Source organism: Carnobacterium sp. (genome assembly GCF_049673005.1).
Lineage (GTDB): Bacteria > Bacillota > Bacilli > Lactobacillales > Carnobacteriaceae > Carnobacterium_A.
Map to the genome: position 1 here is coordinate 1 of NZ_JBATXB010000035.1, position 16,749 is coordinate 16,749.

Here is a 16,749-nt window from a genome sequence, read left to right on the forward strand (position 1 = left end):
GTTTTTTATATAAATAAGTAGATATTAAAAAATCACCTAAGCTTATTCTCATCAAAAAAAAGATAGTGTTTACCACAGGTTTTTAAGCCTCTGATAAACACTATCTTTTTTATGAAAAGTTTATACTGAGTTTATACTGAATGAATGAGATTCTAAAAAATTAATACGTTAGTTCTTTTAACTCATCTATAGTAACTTCTTGTTCTTCATAGTTTTCAACTAAGAAACCACTTAAAACAGAGAATTCTTTATACAGAATATCATAAGCGGCTATTTCAGAATTAAAATTATCGGCATTTAATGTTTGTATTAGTTCTTTTGTCTTGGCTTGAGTGTCACTGTTAATTTCCCAGTTATCCGGTCTAAGTCGTCCCATCTCATCATATTCAGCTCGATCTCCATAGATCATTTCACGATAAATTCGATCTTGATGCATGATAGGTGTTTCGTGTGTTCCTTGCTCGGTCATTACTTTATAGAGAGCAATACAGTAGACAGGGAAAAATGGAATAACGGCACTTGCTTTAGTCGTAACAGCAGTGGCTACAACAATTTGGGCTTTACCGTTTATATCAGAAAGCAACTCATTAATAGCCTCTGTCTTCTCATCACAATCCGCTTTGGCACAACCAAGAGTCCCACCGCCATAATAAGGATGATTCAGTTCAGTTCCTAAGTAAGAATAATTAGTTGTTAAAACGTTATCTGCCAGTACATCAGCGTCTTTTAGTGCCTCCATCCAAAGTTGCCAGTCTTCGCCACCCATCACTTTTACGGTATCAGCGATTTCTTGCTCCGTTGCATAATCTAGCGTTTCAGTATAATAAAGTTGCTCTTCCATATTAATACTAGGGCCAACAACAGGTTCTCCAATAGCTTTAATGGAAGAACGGTAAAGTTCTCCTGTATCAGGATCTTTTCTCACTCCGCTCGCCAAACTGTAAACCACTAAGTCTATTTTTCCACCAAAATCTTTCTTTATATAATCAATGACGTCTTGTTTACTTTCGTGACTAAAGGCATCTTGAACAAAGTTCTTAGCAATCAAACCTTCTTTTTCAGCGGCTTCTCTAAAAGCAATATTATTATACCAACCAGCTGTTCCTAAATTTCTTTCACTCTTAGGTCCTTTTTCAAATGAAACACCTATAGTATCTGATCCTGCTCCGAAAGCCAGACTAATTCTAGTAGCTAGACCATAACTTGATGATGCACCAATGATTAAGACTTTTTTAGGACCGAAATAGGTCCCTTTATTTTTTACATAGTCAATTTCATTTAATACTTCTTGTTTACACCCAAGTGGATTTATACCAAGAGCTACATTTCCACGTAATTTATGTTCGAATTTTAACATTAGTCATTACCCCCATTAAATCTTGATAAGAACATAATACCAGAAAAAGCTATTTACCATTACAATAAACGACTGAAAGTTTACTATTAAGTGGCTATTAGTCTTTTTCAATTAGGCATTATTTTTAATTAGCTCATCTGCAAAAGCTAGAACACTTTTACCATCCATCATGCCGTAATCTTTCATAGGGATAACGCTTATAGGGATAGCAGTAGAAGCAAGCTTATTTTTGAAATCAGTTAACATATATCGGATTTGAGGACCTACTAGCAAGACATCAACAGTATGTTTGTTTGCAAAATCGACTGCATCGGACATTGGAACAGCAAAGACATCTACATCTAAATGAATTTGATCGGCGACTTTAACCATGTTTGCTGCTAGAAGACTAGTGCTCATCCCTCCCGAGCATACTAACATAATCACTCTTTTACTCAACTAAACTCTCCTCCAATATGAATCAATGAATGCGTTCTCATTAAATAATTAAGTTGGCAACTTATTTCTTCTAGAATTAGCTAGTTAAAAAGTTCATTTCAGTCATTTTTCACTACCATTCTTTAGGTTCATAGTTTAGTTCTTTAAATAAGTTCGTTTTTTCTTTCTTGGATAAATAACGCCATTGTCCAACAGGAAGAGTGCCCAATTGAATAGACATAATTCGAATTCTCTGTAAACGATAGACATTATAACCTAATTCTTCACACATTCGACGAATTTGACGGTTTAGTCCTTGAGTAAGGATGATTTTAAAATCGTATTTTGATAATTGGACAACTTCACAAGGGAGTGTCGTCGTATCTAAAATTTTAACACCTGTAGACATATTTTCTAAAAACTCTGGATTAATAGGGCGATCAACTGAAACAATGTATTCTTTCTCATGTCGATTCTCAGAACGTAAAATCTCATTAACGATATCGCCATCATTAGTGAGGAGAATTAACCCTTCTGAATCTTTATCCAGACGTCCAATATGAAAAACTCGAAAGGGGTGGTTAACTAAATCAACGATATTGCCCTTTACTCCTTTCTCAGTGGTACTAGTAATGCCAACAGGCTTATTTAAAGCAATGTATACATTGTTCCTAGCAACATATAGTTGATTGCCATCTACTCGTACATCATCTCCAACTTCTACCTGGCTACCTATAGTTGCTCGTTTTCCATTTAGAAAGACACGGCCTTCAGTAATTAATTTATCAGCACCTCGTCTAGAGGCTTTTCCTGCTTCACTTATGTATTTATTTATACGCATACAGACACTTCCTAATTCAAGAATAGTATTTCTATACTTACTATACGTCATATCAAAAGTAAATTCACCTACTAGGTTATAAAGTCATTTTGAACGGTTAGGAAGAGTTGTCTATAAGCAATAATGAGTGCATAGCAATAATCAATAAATAGTAGATTAGCAGGCTAGTTAAATCATTTATTCTTAAAATGATTTCTTGAAACGATACACTCTTTCATGTAAATTTAAGACAAGACGAAGAGAGTGATTGTATCTGTTATAAGGTATTAAAAAAGGTCTAGATACACAAAACAATGAATGAAAATAAAACTATTTTTTTAAGAAAGCTGGTTAAAGAAATGAAAAAGAAAGAACTATATTTTAGAGAAATGACTACTAATGATTTAAAAGAAGTGGTCAACAGTTATATTCAGGTATTTTCAGCTGAACCGTGGAATGATCAATTGACGCAAGAGCAAATTATAGAATACGTTAATCGAATGATGAGATTAAATACTTTTAAAGGATATATCGTTAGAGAAACGGGTACGACTAAATTACTAGGTGCAGCACTTGGTTTTGTTAGACCTTGGTATAAGGGGGAAGAGTATCATTTGGATACATTTTATATTTCAAATGACTATCAAAGTAAAGGAATAGGGACTCTTTTTTTAGCCTTTATTAAGGAGCAATTAAAAACGTTAACTGTTTCCACGATACTATTAGATACAGATAGAGGTTATCCAGCTGAATCTTTCTATCTCGCTAATGGATTCAGTTCATTAGATTCATCGATTACACTTTTTAGTTCCACAGATAAGAACTAGTTACAAATAAAGTAAAGTTGGAAGATGTAATAAAAGAAACAGAAGTAAGAAGAATGATGTACTAGTTTTTATACAAGATAGAATTTTTAGGAGGGTCATCATGGAGACAGCTATTAAAGCATGGATAAATAGTGCTGTATTTGCTATTCTACTAATCGTTCATTATTTTAGTAGTAATTTAATAAAAAACACCAATCAAAAAGAACTGTTTAACAACTACCTTACGCCTATAAATCCTGCTCCGTTTACTTTGAGTATCTGGGGAGTCATTTATACGTTAATTTTTATGTCACTGGTAGTTATGATTTTGAATCGAAATAGAGCAAGTTATCGCAATATGATTGATGACATCTCTCCTTTATTTTGGTTATCGTCATTACTAACTATTGGTTGGGTTGTTACATTTCTATCTAACAAAAGATTAATTTCCATTGTTTTTATTTTAGGATTAACGGTTGTTTTAACTGCTATGAATAGGATGATAGTAAGGAATAATGACAATAAAAAAAATTTTTTAGCCTTAACTTTTGGCCTATACAATGGATGGCTTTTAATTGTGTCTATTGCTAATTTAGCTGCCTACTTAGTGGAAAGAGAATGGAACAAATGGGGACTTTCAGAAGAATCGTGGGGCATTATCTTACTGAGCTTAGCTTTTATCCTTGCGGTTCTTATGATGGGTTGGTTAAAAAATGCAAGTTTTACTATTCCAGCAGCTTGGGCTTGTTATGAGATGTATCAATTTTTGGTTTCATCTACTGAATTAAAAAATCGATATTTTTTACTATCACTTGTTTCCATCATTTATATGGGCTTTTTAGTGGTTGGGGCTGTTATTCAATTCAAATTAAACAGATGGAAATGGATTCCGGCTCCAAAACGCAATATTTATTTATAAAGCAATCTACTTGTAAGTTTTTTTTCTTTGTGATAATGTTGTTCGTTGTTATAAAGGAGGGAATAGTTGTTGAAAAAAATTGTGTCAAATACGGTTATGTTTGCTATGATTTTGGCTTTCATAAACTTATTTGGATATGTATTCGGAGTAAACAATAATCTAGTAGGTATCACAATTTTAATTGTTCTATTGGTACTCATGCAAGAAGATTTAACTCAAAAGCCAGTTGAAAATTTTATGAAGCTAACAAGCATAAATTTAATTTCAGGTATTCTAACCTATTTTTCGAGCCAAAATATATGGATAGGGTTGGTTTTAAATTTTATCGCATTGTCTACAATAGGTTATTTTTTTAGTTCTAGATTAAATAAAATCATGGTTGTCCCTTTTGGGCTGCACTATTTATTTATGTTGTACAATCCAGTTTCTGGAATAGATTTTAATAAACGGTTAATAGGACTAATAGCTGGTGCAGTTTTGGTCATGATCGTCCAGTTTATTGTTCATAGAAAAAATATTTCCCAAGAAGAAGAACTCCTTAATCCAGGTCCAATTGATGAGTTTAATAGCTTGTATGAGCCAGTTAGACTATTTGGAAGAGAATATGCAATCCATTCGATTAGAGGAGCATATGCCCTTAGAATCGGCTTAATAACAGCAATCACGGCTTTTATAGTAGCCTTTTTTAATTTACAAGAAGGTCGATGGGTTGTCTACACAGTATTCGCATTAACAGAATTGTATTCGGAAGATTGTATTAGTCGATCTAAGCAGAGAATTCAAGGAACCATTCTAGGGACATTAATTGTCTTAGTCTTATTCTTCTTTATTAAAGATACCAGTTTAAGAGCAATGATTATACTAGTTGGTGGTTACCTAGATAGTTATACAACAAATTATAGAGATAAAATGATTTGTGTAACAATATCGGTTATTGCGTCTACTGCGTTAGTAAATAATACTCTATATGCTGCAGTGAATAGGGTAGGCTATATACTAGTTGGCACTGCGCTAGCTCTATTAGTAGATAAATTGATTTTTCAGAAACAGTACAAGGATTACGAAACGTTAGATACGGCTAATTAAGCAAAAAAAGCAAAAACCCTATTTATTAGGATTTTTGCTTTTTTACTAATCATTTTTGATAAATACATTATTCAGTAAAGTTATCGAAATAACCTTGAATATAAACGATAGGTGTTCCTTTATCGCCACTACCAGAAGTTAAATCAGATAATGACCCGATTAAATCTGTTAATTTACGAGGAGTAGTCCCTTGAGCTTCCATCGCACCAACAAGGTCTTCTTTTTTGTTTACGATATAATTAGAAATCGCATCATTCAGTTCCTTTCCACGAAGATGTGAAAAATTATTGTCTGCTAAATATTTTAATTTAACTTCATTTGGAGTTCCACTAAGACCAGATGTATAAGCAGGCGAAACAACTGGATCTGCAAGTTCCCAAATTTTTCCAACTGGGTCTTTAAAAGCACCATCACCGTAAACCATTACCTCAATCAATTTGCCTGTTTGTTCTTTCATTTTTTCTTGAATATGATTAACAATTGGCTGACAACTATGAGGAAATAACTTTAATGTATCGTCGGTTGCTTTATTAGATCCAAGAAGACCATAAGCTTCATTAAATCCACTACCCTTGATTGATTTTGATAAGACATCATCCAAGCCATAAACTTTATCTGCACCAGCATTAGTAAGAATGCGTTTTGTTCTAGCTCTAGAATGGATATCACTTGCAAGTACACTCTTAGTGTAAGTTAAAATTGTTTTCGGATCATTTGAAAAAATAATTTCACAACTTGTTCCTTCAGCTTCTATGATTGAACGATAATATTCGATGTAGTCAACACCAGTGAATTTATGTTTTTTATAACCAAAGTGTTCACGGAACTCACTTTCAGTTAAAACATCTGTCCAAGGGTTAACGCCTCTAACATCTAATTCATCGATATCAACAAGTTGGTTACCCACTTCGTCAGAAGGATAGCTCAACATCAAAACAATATTTTTTGCTCCTTTAGCTATACCACGTAGGATGTTTGAAAAACGATTGCGACTAAGAATTGGGAAAATAACACCAATTGTCTCGTCTCCAAATTTTGTGTGAATATCTTCAGCAATATCATCTATGCTGACATAATTTCCTTGTGCACGTGCAACAATTGATTCGGTAATCGTTATAATATCACGATCTTCAAAAGTGATGCCTTCAATTTTTGCTGCATTTAATACCGTATCCACTACGATTTGTTCAATATCATCGCCTTGGTTGATAATTGGTCCACGAAGACCTCGTACAACTGTTCCAACTGCTCTTTCCAATATAATCTCCCCTAGTAAAAAGTACTTTATATATAAGTATGTACAACAACCTATACACTATTATTCTATTATACCTTTCTGAATGGATAGATGTAAAATGTTATATTATAATACTTAGTATATAGACAAGTTTTTTTCAAATATAGTGAGTAGTTTTTTGAAGTAGAGAGGCGGGATTTTATATGGAGATTTACACAATAGGTCATTCAACTCACAGCAAGGATGAATTTCTTTCTTTACTTAGAGCATACGATATTGAGACATTAGTTGATGTGCGGTCCTATCCTGGGAGTAATTATATGCCTCAATTTAATAAAGAAAGTATGGAAGAATGGATACCCAAAAATGGTATGGCTTACTATCATATGCGTTCATTGGGTGGGAGAAGAAAGAAGAATGATGAAATAGATCATTCATTAGTTAATGGATGGAAAAACACATCGTTTCAGAACTATGCAGCGTATAGTTTAACGAAAGAGTACGAAGAAGCAATGGTTGAGCTGATTAATCTAGGCAATAAAAAAACAACTTGTTATATGTGTTCAGAAAGTGTTCCTTGGAGATGTCATCGATTAATTATTTCCAATACTTTAACGCTAACAGGTTGGGAAGTTAAGCATATTATGACAGAGAAAAAAACAATTTCACATGAGATAAGTAAGTATGGTGCGAAAGCTGTAAAAGAAGGGTCTACACTCATTTATCCAAGAATTCCTGAAGATAAAAACTAATAAACGAGCAAATTGCATTGCTAAAGTCGGTTGTTTGCAATTTCAGGAGAGTGTTCACTAATAGAGTGACCATCAAAAAATTGGAAGTGACGATTAGATAACAGTTTAAGAGTAATAAATTGTCATTTAGTTTAACTCATTCAACTTCTTTAGCTGTAAACTATTTTTTCTAAAAAGAGGCATTATCTTCTACATTTTTAACCTAAAGCCCAATGATAAGTATATTTGGCACAGAAGAAACTCTCTTATCTAGAATTTTTTATAGAAATTAGTTTTTACGTCTGTTCTTTCTGATATCCTATAATAATAAGATCAGTAGATTAGAACAAATATGTGGCGGAACATTAAATTTAATTAAAGGAGAAATTTAGATGAACTTAATCGAACAACTGAATCACTATCATCCCTTTGATGCTCAAGAAACGAAAGATCAAGAGGAGATATTACATTACTTGAAGACATTTGATAACCTATTGACAAGAGAAAATGAACAAGCTCACTTTACTTCTTCAGCTTGGGTAGTAAACAAAGCGAGAACAAAAGTCTTAATGGCGTATCATAATATTTATCAATCTTGGTCATGGTTAGGCGGTCATGCAGATGGCGATGCAGATTTGTTGCATGTAGCCTTAAAAGAAACGCAAGAAGAAACAGGCTTACTAGCTATTGATTCTGTGTCTGAAGACATTTATTCTATTGAAATATTAACTGTTCCAGAGCATACGAAAAAAAACAAACTCATTGCTGAACATCTTCATTTAAATTTTACTTATTTAATTGAAGCAGATGAAAATGAAAAAACATCGATTAAACCTGATGAAAACAGTGGAGTAGAATGGATGGAATTAGACGAAGCTATAGAGGCTTGTAGCGAGCCTGAAATGAAAATAATTTATCAGAAATTAAATAAGAAATTAAAAGAGTATCAAAATAATAATTTGTAGTAAAAAAATAAGCTTCCATGCAATTGCATAGAAGCTTGTTTTTTTAGTTTATTCATTCATCCAACCTAGTTTATCAAATAAGTAAAAAGAGATACTTAAAACAATACCGACAACACTGGCAAGAATCATTCCTTTTAACTCAATACCCGCAAAGTTAACACTTAAACCACTTAATCCAGCAACGAATACAATGGATGTTAGAATAAGATTTCTAGACTGGCTATAATCAACTTTAGACTCAACTAGTAAACGCAACCCGCTTGTTCCAATCATTCCATAAAGTAAGAAAGTTACACCACCAATGACATCTCCAGGAATAGTTGAAATTAAAGCTGCTAATGGTCCGATAAAAGCCATAAAGATTGAGAAAATAGCAGCACCAGCAATAACTCGAACGCTATAAACACGTGTAATAGCCATAACGCCTATGTTCTCACCATAGGTCGTTGTAGGAACACCACCAATTAAGCCAGAAATAGCGGACGCTAAGTAATCTGCAAATAATGAACGGTGTAAACCTGGTTCTTTCATTAAGTCTCGTCCAATAACATTTGATGTCACAACTTGATGACCAATATGTTCGGAAGTCAAAACTAAAAGAACAGGTAGCATTGTTAAGATAGATTGAAAATCAAATTTTGCCCATTGAAAGTGAGGCATGGTGAATAAAGAGGCTTCTAAAACAGGCGTGAAATCAACCATATCAAAAGCAATAGCAGAAATATATCCTACGACAATAGAAATTAAAATAGGAATGGTAGATAGAAAACCTTTAAACAATACAGAACCTAAAACAGCGACACTCAAAGTGATAAAGAAAATAATGAAGTTTTGAGATGTTGCAGTATCGGTCATTAAATTGGCACCTATTGTACCTCCATTAACGGTGTTTCCTGCTAGCTCTAATCCAATTAAAGCTACAACAGCTCCCATAGCTGCAGGTGGGAGTACAATATTAATCCATGCTGTTCCTACTCGGTGAATGAAAAGAGCTAAAAGACAACCAATCAAACTTAGCACAACAAAAGCTCCTTGTGCATATTGAAATCCCTGATTAGCAATAATAATACTAGTCGGACCGATAAATGCAAAACTCGAACCTAGGTAAGCCGGAGCTTTTCCTTTTGTGATAAAAATGAATAATAGCGTTGAAAGTCCATTCATTAGCAATACAATACTCGGATCAATTCCAAAAATAATAGGAACTAAAACCGATGCTCCAAACATTGCAAACGTATGTTGCAAGCTCAAAGGTATAAGTAATTTTGCTGGTACTTTTTCATCTACTTGAATAATATTCTTCTTTGACATCTATGATTCCCCCAATTTTAGGCACAAAAAAATGCCTTTTGAATGTGTTATTCGCAAAAGGACCTAAGGTATCAAATATTTGATTTGTTACCCTTTTTAATCTCTCTGGATTAGTTTAAAAGGACTTCGCTTCCGTTATTCTAGCAGTAATAAATAATAATTACAATAATGGACTAATATTTTTTTAAAACACTTAATTAAGCACAAGAAGAATCCTCCATGTTGTCGACTAGTCAAGAGTACTATTTCATGGCATAATGCAATAAATAGACTAATTTAATTAGATTAGAAATGAAAGATCTAATTGAGAAAGATTCGGAGGACGAAAATGAATAATAATGATAGGCTTGTACGCTTAAGATACGCTTTAGATATTAAAGACAGTGAAATGGTTGAAATGTTTAAATTAGGCGACTTAGAGATAACCAAAGAAGAGGTTCAACAACTATTAACAAAAGTTAAATCAAAACAAACTCAAGCAGATGAAGAAGGGTATTCAGTTAATGAATACATGAAAAAATGTAAAAACACTGTCTTAGAGGCTTTCTTAAATGGTCTAATTGTCTTTAAAAGAGGAAAAAAAGAAGCTCAACCAGGTGAACAAACGAGTAAAGTAGAGGGAATGATAAAAAATGATAGAAGTGTGAATAATGTCATGCTTAAAAAATTAAAAATAGCTCTATCTCTTACTAGTGATGATATACTTGGTATTTTAGATGAAACAGGAGTTCATTTGTCTAAAAGTGAACTAAGTGCTGTCTTAAGAAGAGAAGGACAACGAAACTACAAAGAGTGTGGCGATCGATATGCGAGAAACTTTTTAAAAGGATTAGCTTTACGTTATCGAAATGACTAAGGTATGAAAAAACACCGTAATTTTTCTTACATATTAAGAAAAATTACAGTGTTTTTTTAATTAATTTTTGTGGATTTCAGTTTTGGTAATAGGAGCATGATGAATTGTGTCAGCTACTGGACATGTGCGGTCAATAAAAGCTACGAAATCTGCTATTTCTTCATCAGTATTATCAGCATCAATATAAAATTTAGATACAATTGTTGAGAACCCTATTTTGGCGTCTTTATTTTTTCCCATAAAACCATCAGGATCTAACTCTCCCTCTAATTCTACACGAATGTCTTTTAAATTTATGCCATGCATTTTAGCGAAAGAGCGAGCTACAATGACTTTACAACCTCCCAGAGATGACAATAATGCTTCTACTGGATTCATCCCTTCATTTGATCCGCCTAAGTTTCTAGGTTCATCTAAAATAAACTCAAAATTTCTTGATGTACATGAAACTTTTAATCCACCAATTGATTTAGCTACTGCGTGAAATGTTTCAATTGCCATAAAAAAAACCTCCTATTAGTTTATACTTTATTGTATCATAATAAAGTATGTTATGCTCATTTATTCACATGTAATTGTATATAAAAATTTTTTAGTTTAAATGACTATCTAATGTATTAGTTGAACATTTTGGTTAGCAAAAATTAACTGTACTGCCATAGTACTCTGCAGTACAGTTAGTTGATAATTAGAACACCCTTATTTTATTTTTAAAGGCAGAAGTTGTTCTTCGATAGCCTCTATAGAAGCCTCTGCTTGCAATAAGGCAGCTGCAGTATAGGATCCCTCAACGAAAGCTATGTCGTAGAAAGTAACGTTTTTATCCGATACTTCAATAGCTAATTCCAAATTCATTTTTGCGCTACCTAAATCGTAAAAAGCTAAAATGTTATTCTCTTCAAAAGATTCTAAAGTTTCTTGAATTCTATCGAAACTAGTTCCAACGCTTCCATCCGAAGTTCCTCCAGCTGTTTTTATAGTTATATTAGCTGCAACTTCATTTAGTAATGTAGCAACTCCTTTGGCTAACCCATCTACGTGAGAAATCAACAAAACTCCATATTCTTTACTCATCATAAACACCTGCCTCAATCATTGTTTTAAATAGATAACTACTAGACATAGCACCAGGATCAATATGTCCAATGGAGCGATCCCCCAGGTAAGATGCGCGTCCTTTGGTAGCTTTCATATTTTTTGTTTTTTGGACGCTTTCTTCAATTAATTCTATAGTCAATTTTTTTTCTTTAACAGCTTGTATAATAGGAATCCATTCATCCACCATTGTTTTTTCGCCAGCAGTTGCGTTCCCTCTTTTTTGGATACCATCTAAACCAGCCTGTAAAAGAACAGATAAATCAGTGTTCTCTTGACTAACTTTTGCCATACTAATAAATGCGGACCCGTAAAGCGGACCAGAAGCTCCACCAACTTTACTGACCAAAGTCATTCCGATTAACTTTAATAAAGAGGGAATGTCTTCTGGATTTTTAGATTCTAGAACTTCATTTAAAGCAGTTGCCCCACGTGCCATATTGTTGCCGTGATCGCCATCACCAATAGCGGTATCTAACTCACTTAAGTAAGCTTTATTTTCTATTAATAGGGCTGTGAAAAGAGTCAACCATTGTTTTGTATTTTCTACAGAGAGCATTTTATTCATCCTTTCTTACCAAGCAATCGTTTTTACAGGTGCATTTAGATAATCAAGCCATCTATCTTCTTCTAATTTAACTAGTGTTAATGAAAGTCCCTGCATGTCAATTGAGGTCATGTAGTCTCCTACTTTTTTAAAGACTAATTCAATTCCTTCATTCTCCAGTAATTCTTTTACATCATTCATGAAGATAAACTGTTCCATTAAAGGTGTTCCACCCATGCCGTTAACTAAAACAGCATATTTTTCCCCTTTTTCCCATTGGAATTCGTCTTTTAATTTGTCGATTATTTCTTTTGCTAACTCTTTAGAAGGCTTAATTTTTTCTCTGCGATATCCTGGCTCACCATGAATACCGACACCAAATTCAATTTCATCTTCAGCTAATTCAAATCCAGGTTTTCCTACTTCAGGAACAGTGGCAGCGCGTAAAGCTACACCAAGAGATTTAACAGCTGGAATTAACTGATCAGCTAGTACTTTAATTTCTTTTAAAGAAAGACCTTCATCTGCAGCTGCACCTAATATTTTATGAACAAAAACAGTTCCTGCAATTCCTCTTTTTCCAGCTGTGTAAGTGCTATCCTTAACAGCTATATCGTCATCAACAACTATAAAGTCAACAGCGATATCTTCCATTTCTGCTAATTCTTTTGCCATATCAAAATTCATGATATCTCCAGAGTAATTTTTAATAATCATAAACACACCTTGTCCCTCGTCACTAGCCTTGATTCCTTCTAAAATCTGATCAGGAGTAGGAGATGTGAAGACTTCACCACAAATAGCGGCAGAAAGCATACCTTGTCCAACAAAACCAGCATGAGAAGGTTCATGCCCGCTGCCACCGCCACTTACTAGCGCTACTTTTCTATTATGAGAAGTTTTTCGATGGATAACATTTGTTTCAGGTAAACGTTCTATCAAATCATCGTAAGTAAAAATCATACCGTTAAGCATCTCATCTAAAATAGATGAGGGATCATTCATAATTTTTTTCATTAAAAAGTCCTCCTAGTAGTCTGTTTTTATAGGGTACATCTCCATTGTAACCGTTTTTATTGCTAACAACAAATACAATGACTAAAATAAAAATGAATTATTTTCTTAAGTAGATCTATACTTGAAAAATTAAAAAAATAAAGTTGAAAGCGGTTTATTTTGGTATACTAAAATAAATGAGATAGTTAGTCATTCTATCTATGCGAAAGGAGTTAACTTATGATGGTTCTACAGCATCGATTGTATGAGCTTGCTAAACAATTGTATGAAGAAAAATTTTGGGATGACTATTCAAAAACAGATTTGATTGCTATACAACTCCCTGATCGAAAAGAGCCTGTAATCATTTCAGTATTAGGTGAAAAAGAACACAATTATGGATTTCTAGTTCACCGAAATTTAGAAGAATTAGCTTGTTTTTTTGAAGCGTCAATAAAAATAAAGCAACAACAATTTACCTCAATGTTAGATGTGATTCAAGTTCAGCATTGCCTTTCTATAGAATATGAAGATAGAAAATCCATTAGCAAAGAAGAATATCAGTTTATTAAAGAGAGTGGGATACTATTTAGAGGTAAAAAATCATGGCCAGTCTTTGTAGATTATTTTCCAGGTTACCATCCCTCCTCAATGGATGAGCAAGACATTCCGTTAATAATTGAAGTAATGGAAAAATTCAAAGAAACAGCTAAGGATTTTCGTGGAAAAAAGGCTTTTTATGGAGAAGAATTATTGCCTTCTAAAATACTAAGTCGAATATATCAAAAAAATGGGAACTATATAGATGGTTTATTTGACTTACCTAAAGATAGTTTAGCAGGTATTTCACAGTTGAAAAAAGCGGCTCCAATATTATTAACCTCTTTTGAAATGAAAAGAGTTGGCAATCAAAAAATAGGCCCTTCTATTTGGGAATTAGACATTGATTTTATGAATTCGCCTATAATTCCAGAAAATGGAGAAAGACCTTACTTTCCATTAGTTTTGTTAGTGGTAGATAGTGAAGACAATAAAATTATTTGTAGTGAGTTTTTTGAACCAGGTGATAGTGAAGCTATTCAACGCGTGTTAATTCAGCTGATTTTATCAGAAAATGGGAAACCACCAAAAATTGTTATTAATATACATCACTGTCATAGAATTGCTAGGTACTTAGAAAATTTATTGTTAAACTTAGAAATTGAGCTAATTCCTATTCAAAAATTGCCAATGATTTCTACTTTGAAAAGAGACATATTTTATTAGTTAGAATAAAAATACAATTTAGGAGAAGAAAATGATAAAAGTCATTTTCTTTCTTTTTTTTATTATTTATCTATACTTAGTAAGAGATTATGCGTTACATTAAGTACAAGTCGTATTGAGACTAAATGGTAGATGAAGGAGAATAAATGAGTGAAAACATTAATAATTATATCTCATCCTGAGATTAAAGAGTCTAGTAGTCAACAATACTTACTTCACTCAATTCCTAGTGATCACGAGATAACGATACGTCATCTGGAGGAACAGTATTCTAATAAGCCTATAGATGTTAGCGAGGAACAAAAAATACTAGCTGCACATGATCGAATTATTTTTCAATTTCCACTTTATTGGTACAGCTCGCCAGCTTTACTTAAGCAGTGGCAAGATGAAGTATTAACAGATGATTTTGCGTATGGAAAAAAAGGCAATCAACTGAAGGATAAAGAATTTGCACTTGTTTTATTAGTAGGAGCTGCAAAAACAGATTATCAAGCTGGGGGAAAAGAATTATATAGTATAGATGAGTTAACGAAACCTTTTCAAGCCATGGCTCATAAAACAGGAATGATATTCTTAAAAACTTTTTCAATTCATCAATTTGTTTATATGACCGAAGAAGAGAAAATGACTTTACTCATTGACTATCAATTATTCTTGACGAATGATGCTGATCCTAGTTTCCTTTCTCGTGAAAAATGGGTATTAAATCAGCTAGAAAAAACCGATTTATCTTCTTTAGGGATAGGGAGCGAAGAAAAACTACAGCACGTTGTTGAAATGATAGAAGAGAATAGAGAAACAATGGACGATTTAAAACTTTTATTAGACGATATGAACTAGGAGGTTAACAATGGATAGAGAAGACTGGCTATTATTGGAATTAGAAGCATTGTTTTCTAGTAGCCAAGAATATAAGCAAAAAGCTTTACTTAAAGCAACAATGGACATAGTAAAAGAACAATTTAAACGGATAAATCAAATGGAAGGTGAACTCGACGGCCGGTTGTGGAGCCCTAGAGATTGGAATGACTAAGTATTTAAAAAAATAAAGCCCCAAAAAACGAGTATCCATTTTTAAGGAGGTCGTCTTTTGGGGCTTACATTATTTAGCAGAAAAAATTAAAATTTAGTAACTCTTTTGTAGATTTCCTCGCATATTTCATGAGTAATAAGAGAATCAGAAATAGAGGGATCGGGTTGCTTGTTCAAATCGACACATTCAATAAAATGTTCGATGATTTGATAAAAACCTCGTTTGGCTAAAGTTGGCTCCCAGCCATTAAATTCAATGAAGCTTTTTGAATCGTTTGAAAATTGAGCAGTCTCAACAAGATCAGTAACAACAAGCTTGTTTCCGGCAGCCATGTATTCAATGATTTCTTCCGTTATACCATTATTTCGATTCATGATACCAACAGCTGTACATTCTTTACCAATTAATTGAATGACAACATTATAAAGCAAACCCTCTTTTTCTAAAAATTGAACCGTTAAATCAAGGATCTCAGTATCCATTAAGAAGCGTAATGTGTCCACGACATGAATAAAGTCTTGCACAACGAAACTTTTTTTATCACCAGGAAGGATATACCTATTTTTTTGTATCATAACCAACTCAGCTTTTCCTTCATTTTTTAAAGCTGTAATCATCGGAGCAAACCTCCTATTGAATCCTACCATCGCAATCAATTCTTTTTCTTTTGCTAATTGAACAATTTCTTTCGTCTCATTTAAATTCATTGCAATAGGTTTATCGATGTAAACATGAACACCATTTTCTAATAGTTTTTTTGTTAGTTCAAAGTGTGTAGGAGAAGGAGTACAAATTAAAGCCGCATCAACCTTTGAATCAATTAATTCCTCGACAGTCTGAACATATTCTGATAGACGATATTTTTTTGCAAGACTTTCTAATTTTTCTTTATTACGAGTACAAAGGACAAGTTCTATACCTTCTTTCTCATTAAGAACAGGCAAATAAGCTTTTTGAGCAATATCGCCTAAACCAATAATTCCAATCCTCATCTTTTTTCCTCCATTAAAATATAGTTTAATAAAATTTAACGGTATTACATGCTAAATTAAGAAGCATTTTCTTGTTGGTTAAAGTGTACTGTACTAAGAGCTAAAATTCAATTTTAAATAAAGCACTGAAAAGGAGTAGGATATTGATACTATTTTGTTAGCTTATGTTAAAATAAGTACAAAAGCATTCTTTTTATGTAAGCGCTTTTAATAGGCTGTAACTAGTGTTTAATAAAAATGAACGAGAAAGGTGGATTGTGAGTAAATTCATTTGTAAGATTCAACTACTTTTATTCTAGAATAGTGGCATTT

19 protein-coding genes are annotated in these 16,749 nt (G+C 33.0%); 9 read left to right on the forward strand and 10 right to left on the reverse strand.

Annotated features, from left to right (window positions below; translation table 11 throughout):
* Positions 1–160: 160 nt before the first annotated feature.
* The 3 genes from fabV to WBF61_RS03235 form a co-directional block, all read right to left on the reverse strand.
* Positions 161–1,357 carry an enoyl-ACP reductase FabV gene (gene fabV / locus WBF61_RS03225; protein ID WP_424253853.1) on the reverse strand — a complete coding sequence of 399 codons (1,197 nt, stop codon included), beginning with the start codon at positions 1,355–1,357 and terminating at the stop codon, positions 161–163.
* 111 nt (positions 1,358–1,468) lie between these two features.
* A complete protein-coding gene (locus tag WBF61_RS03230) occupies positions 1,469–1,795 on the reverse strand; it encodes a PTS sugar transporter subunit IIB (RefSeq protein ID WP_424253855.1) in 327 nt (108 codons plus the stop codon).
* A gap of 112 nt (positions 1,796–1,907) precedes the next feature.
* Positions 1,908–2,615 (reverse strand): pseudouridine synthase, encoded by a 708-nt coding sequence (locus tag WBF61_RS03235; protein WP_424253857.1) that lies wholly within the window; start codon positions 2,613–2,615, stop codon positions 1,908–1,910.
* Between the two features lie 338 nt (positions 2,616–2,953).
* Between WBF61_RS03235 and WBF61_RS03240 the strand changes: the two genes are divergently transcribed.
* From WBF61_RS03240 to WBF61_RS03250, 3 genes are all read left to right on the forward strand, one after another.
* Positions 2,954–3,421 carry a GNAT family N-acetyltransferase gene (locus tag WBF61_RS03240; protein WP_424253859.1) on the forward strand — a complete coding sequence of 156 codons (468 nt, stop codon included), beginning with the start codon at positions 2,954–2,956 and terminating at the stop codon, positions 3,419–3,421.
* Between the two features lie 100 nt (positions 3,422–3,521).
* Positions 3,522–4,319 (forward strand): hypothetical protein, encoded by a 798-nt coding sequence (locus WBF61_RS03245; RefSeq protein WP_424253860.1) that lies wholly within the window; start codon positions 3,522–3,524, stop codon positions 4,317–4,319.
* 69 nt (positions 4,320–4,388) lie between these two features.
* Positions 4,389–5,405 (forward strand): FUSC family protein, encoded by a 1,017-nt coding sequence (locus WBF61_RS03250; RefSeq protein WP_424253862.1) that lies wholly within the window; start codon positions 4,389–4,391, stop codon positions 5,403–5,405.
* Positions 5,406–5,472: 67 nt separating this feature from the next.
* On the opposite strand, the gene WBF61_RS03255 is transcribed toward WBF61_RS03250, so the two are convergent.
* On the reverse strand, positions 5,473–6,663 hold the full coding sequence (locus WBF61_RS03255; RefSeq protein ID WP_424253864.1) for a coenzyme F420-0:L-glutamate ligase: 1,191 nt from the start codon (positions 6,661–6,663) through the stop codon (positions 5,473–5,475).
* Positions 6,664–6,845: 182 nt separating this feature from the next.
* Here WBF61_RS03255 and WBF61_RS03260 point away from each other — a divergent pair, with 182 nt between their 5' ends.
* Positions 6,846–7,394: a DUF488 family protein gene (locus WBF61_RS03260; protein ID WP_424253865.1), complete on the forward strand. Its 549-nt coding sequence runs from the start codon at positions 6,846–6,848 to the stop codon at positions 7,392–7,394.
* 371 nt (positions 7,395–7,765) lie between these two features.
* A complete protein-coding gene (locus WBF61_RS03265; RefSeq protein WP_424253867.1) occupies positions 7,766–8,338 on the forward strand; it encodes an NUDIX hydrolase in 573 nt (190 codons plus the stop codon).
* Between the two features lie 48 nt (positions 8,339–8,386).
* Here WBF61_RS03265 and uraA read toward each other — a convergent pair whose 3' ends face one another.
* Entirely contained in the window at positions 8,387–9,649 is a 1,263-nt protein-coding gene (gene uraA, locus WBF61_RS03270; protein ID WP_424253869.1) for a uracil permease, read from the reverse strand.
* 328 nt (positions 9,650–9,977) lie between these two features.
* Between uraA and WBF61_RS03275 the strand changes: the two genes are divergently transcribed.
* Positions 9,978–10,505: a DUF1456 family protein gene (locus WBF61_RS03275; protein WP_424253870.1), complete on the forward strand. Its 528-nt coding sequence runs from the start codon at positions 9,978–9,980 to the stop codon at positions 10,503–10,505.
* 60 nt (positions 10,506–10,565) lie between these two features.
* On the opposite strand, the gene WBF61_RS03280 is transcribed toward WBF61_RS03275, so the two are convergent.
* The 4 genes from WBF61_RS03280 to dhaK form a co-directional block, all read right to left on the reverse strand.
* Positions 10,566–11,006 carry an OsmC family protein gene (locus tag WBF61_RS03280; protein WP_424253872.1) on the reverse strand — a complete coding sequence of 147 codons (441 nt, stop codon included), beginning with the start codon at positions 11,004–11,006 and terminating at the stop codon, positions 10,566–10,568.
* A gap of 198 nt (positions 11,007–11,204) precedes the next feature.
* Entirely contained in the window at positions 11,205–11,579 is a 375-nt protein-coding gene (gene dhaM / locus WBF61_RS03285; protein ID WP_424253874.1) for a dihydroxyacetone kinase phosphoryl donor subunit DhaM, read from the reverse strand.
* Positions 11,572–12,159 carry a dihydroxyacetone kinase subunit DhaL gene (gene dhaL / locus WBF61_RS03290; protein ID WP_424253876.1) on the reverse strand — a complete coding sequence of 196 codons (588 nt, stop codon included), beginning with the start codon at positions 12,157–12,159 and terminating at the stop codon, positions 11,572–11,574. The genes dhaM and dhaL overlap by 8 nt, the downstream gene beginning before the upstream one ends.
* 15 nt (positions 12,160–12,174) lie before the next feature.
* Entirely contained in the window at positions 12,175–13,164 is a 990-nt protein-coding gene (gene dhaK, locus WBF61_RS03295; protein WP_424253878.1) for a dihydroxyacetone kinase subunit DhaK, read from the reverse strand.
* Between the two features lie 219 nt (positions 13,165–13,383).
* Between dhaK and WBF61_RS03300 the strand changes: the two genes are divergently transcribed.
* The 3 genes from WBF61_RS03300 to WBF61_RS03310 all read left to right on the forward strand — a co-directional run bounded on the left by WBF61_RS03300 (position 13,384) and on the right by WBF61_RS03310 (position 15,445).
* Complete coding sequence (locus WBF61_RS03300) at positions 13,384–14,409, forward strand: DUF7309 domain-containing protein (protein ID WP_424253879.1); 1,026 nt, start codon at positions 13,384–13,386, stop codon at positions 14,407–14,409.
* Between the two features lie 150 nt (positions 14,410–14,559).
* Positions 14,560–15,252: an NAD(P)H-dependent oxidoreductase gene (locus WBF61_RS03305; RefSeq protein WP_424253881.1), complete on the forward strand. Its 693-nt coding sequence runs from the start codon at positions 14,560–14,562 to the stop codon at positions 15,250–15,252.
* Between the two features lie 10 nt (positions 15,253–15,262).
* Positions 15,263–15,445 carry a hypothetical protein gene (locus WBF61_RS03310; protein ID WP_424253883.1) on the forward strand — a complete coding sequence of 61 codons (183 nt, stop codon included), beginning with the start codon at positions 15,263–15,265 and terminating at the stop codon, positions 15,443–15,445.
* Positions 15,446–15,531: 86 nt separating this feature from the next.
* On the opposite strand, the gene WBF61_RS03315 is transcribed toward WBF61_RS03310, so the two are convergent.
* Entirely contained in the window at positions 15,532–16,437 is a 906-nt protein-coding gene (locus tag WBF61_RS03315; RefSeq protein WP_424253885.1) for a Gfo/Idh/MocA family protein, read from the reverse strand.
* Between the last annotated feature and the right edge of the window lie 312 nt (positions 16,438–16,749).

Excerpts from the sequence above, each read along its gene's own strand:
- WBF61_RS03240 (WP_424253859.1), top strand. The coding sequence starts at position 2,954 with ATGAAAAAGAAAGAACTATATTTTAGAGAAATGACTACTAATGATTTA.
- WBF61_RS03275 (WP_424253870.1), top strand. The coding sequence starts at position 9,978 with ATGAATAATAATGATAGGCTTGTACGCTTAAGATACGCTTTAGATATT.
- dhaK (WP_424253878.1), bottom strand. The coding sequence starts at position 13,164 with ATGAAAAAAATTATGAATGATCCCTCATCTATTTTAGATGAGATGCTT.
- dhaM (WP_424253874.1), bottom strand. The coding sequence starts at position 11,579 with ATGAGTAAAGAATATGGAGTTTTGTTGATTTCTCACGTAGATGGGTTA.
- WBF61_RS03310 (WP_424253883.1), top strand. The coding sequence starts at position 15,263 with ATGGATAGAGAAGACTGGCTATTATTGGAATTAGAAGCATTGTTTTCT.
- WBF61_RS03245 (WP_424253860.1), top strand. The coding sequence starts at position 3,522 with ATGGAGACAGCTATTAAAGCATGGATAAATAGTGCTGTATTTGCTATT.
- fabV (WP_424253853.1), bottom strand. The coding sequence starts at position 1,357 with ATGTTAAAATTCGAACATAAATTACGTGGAAATGTAGCTCTTGGTATA.
- WBF61_RS03260 (WP_424253865.1), top strand. The coding sequence starts at position 6,846 with ATGGAGATTTACACAATAGGTCATTCAACTCACAGCAAGGATGAATTT.
- WBF61_RS03265 (WP_424253867.1), top strand. The coding sequence starts at position 7,766 with ATGAACTTAATCGAACAACTGAATCACTATCATCCCTTTGATGCTCAA.
- dhaL (WP_424253876.1), bottom strand. The coding sequence starts at position 12,159 with ATGCTCTCTGTAGAAAATACAAAACAATGGTTGACTCTTTTCACAGCC.
- uraA (WP_424253869.1), bottom strand. The coding sequence starts at position 9,649 with ATGTCAAAGAAGAATATTATTCAAGTAGATGAAAAAGTACCAGCAAAA.
- WBF61_RS03315 (WP_424253885.1), bottom strand. The coding sequence starts at position 16,437 with ATGAGGATTGGAATTATTGGTTTAGGCGATATTGCTCAAAAAGCTTAT.
- WBF61_RS03280 (WP_424253872.1), bottom strand. The coding sequence starts at position 11,006 with ATGGCAATTGAAACATTTCACGCAGTAGCTAAATCAATTGGTGGATTA.
- WBF61_RS03235 (WP_424253857.1), bottom strand. The coding sequence starts at position 2,615 with ATGCGTATAAATAAATACATAAGTGAAGCAGGAAAAGCCTCTAGACGA.
- WBF61_RS03300 (WP_424253879.1), top strand. The coding sequence starts at position 13,384 with ATGATGGTTCTACAGCATCGATTGTATGAGCTTGCTAAACAATTGTAT.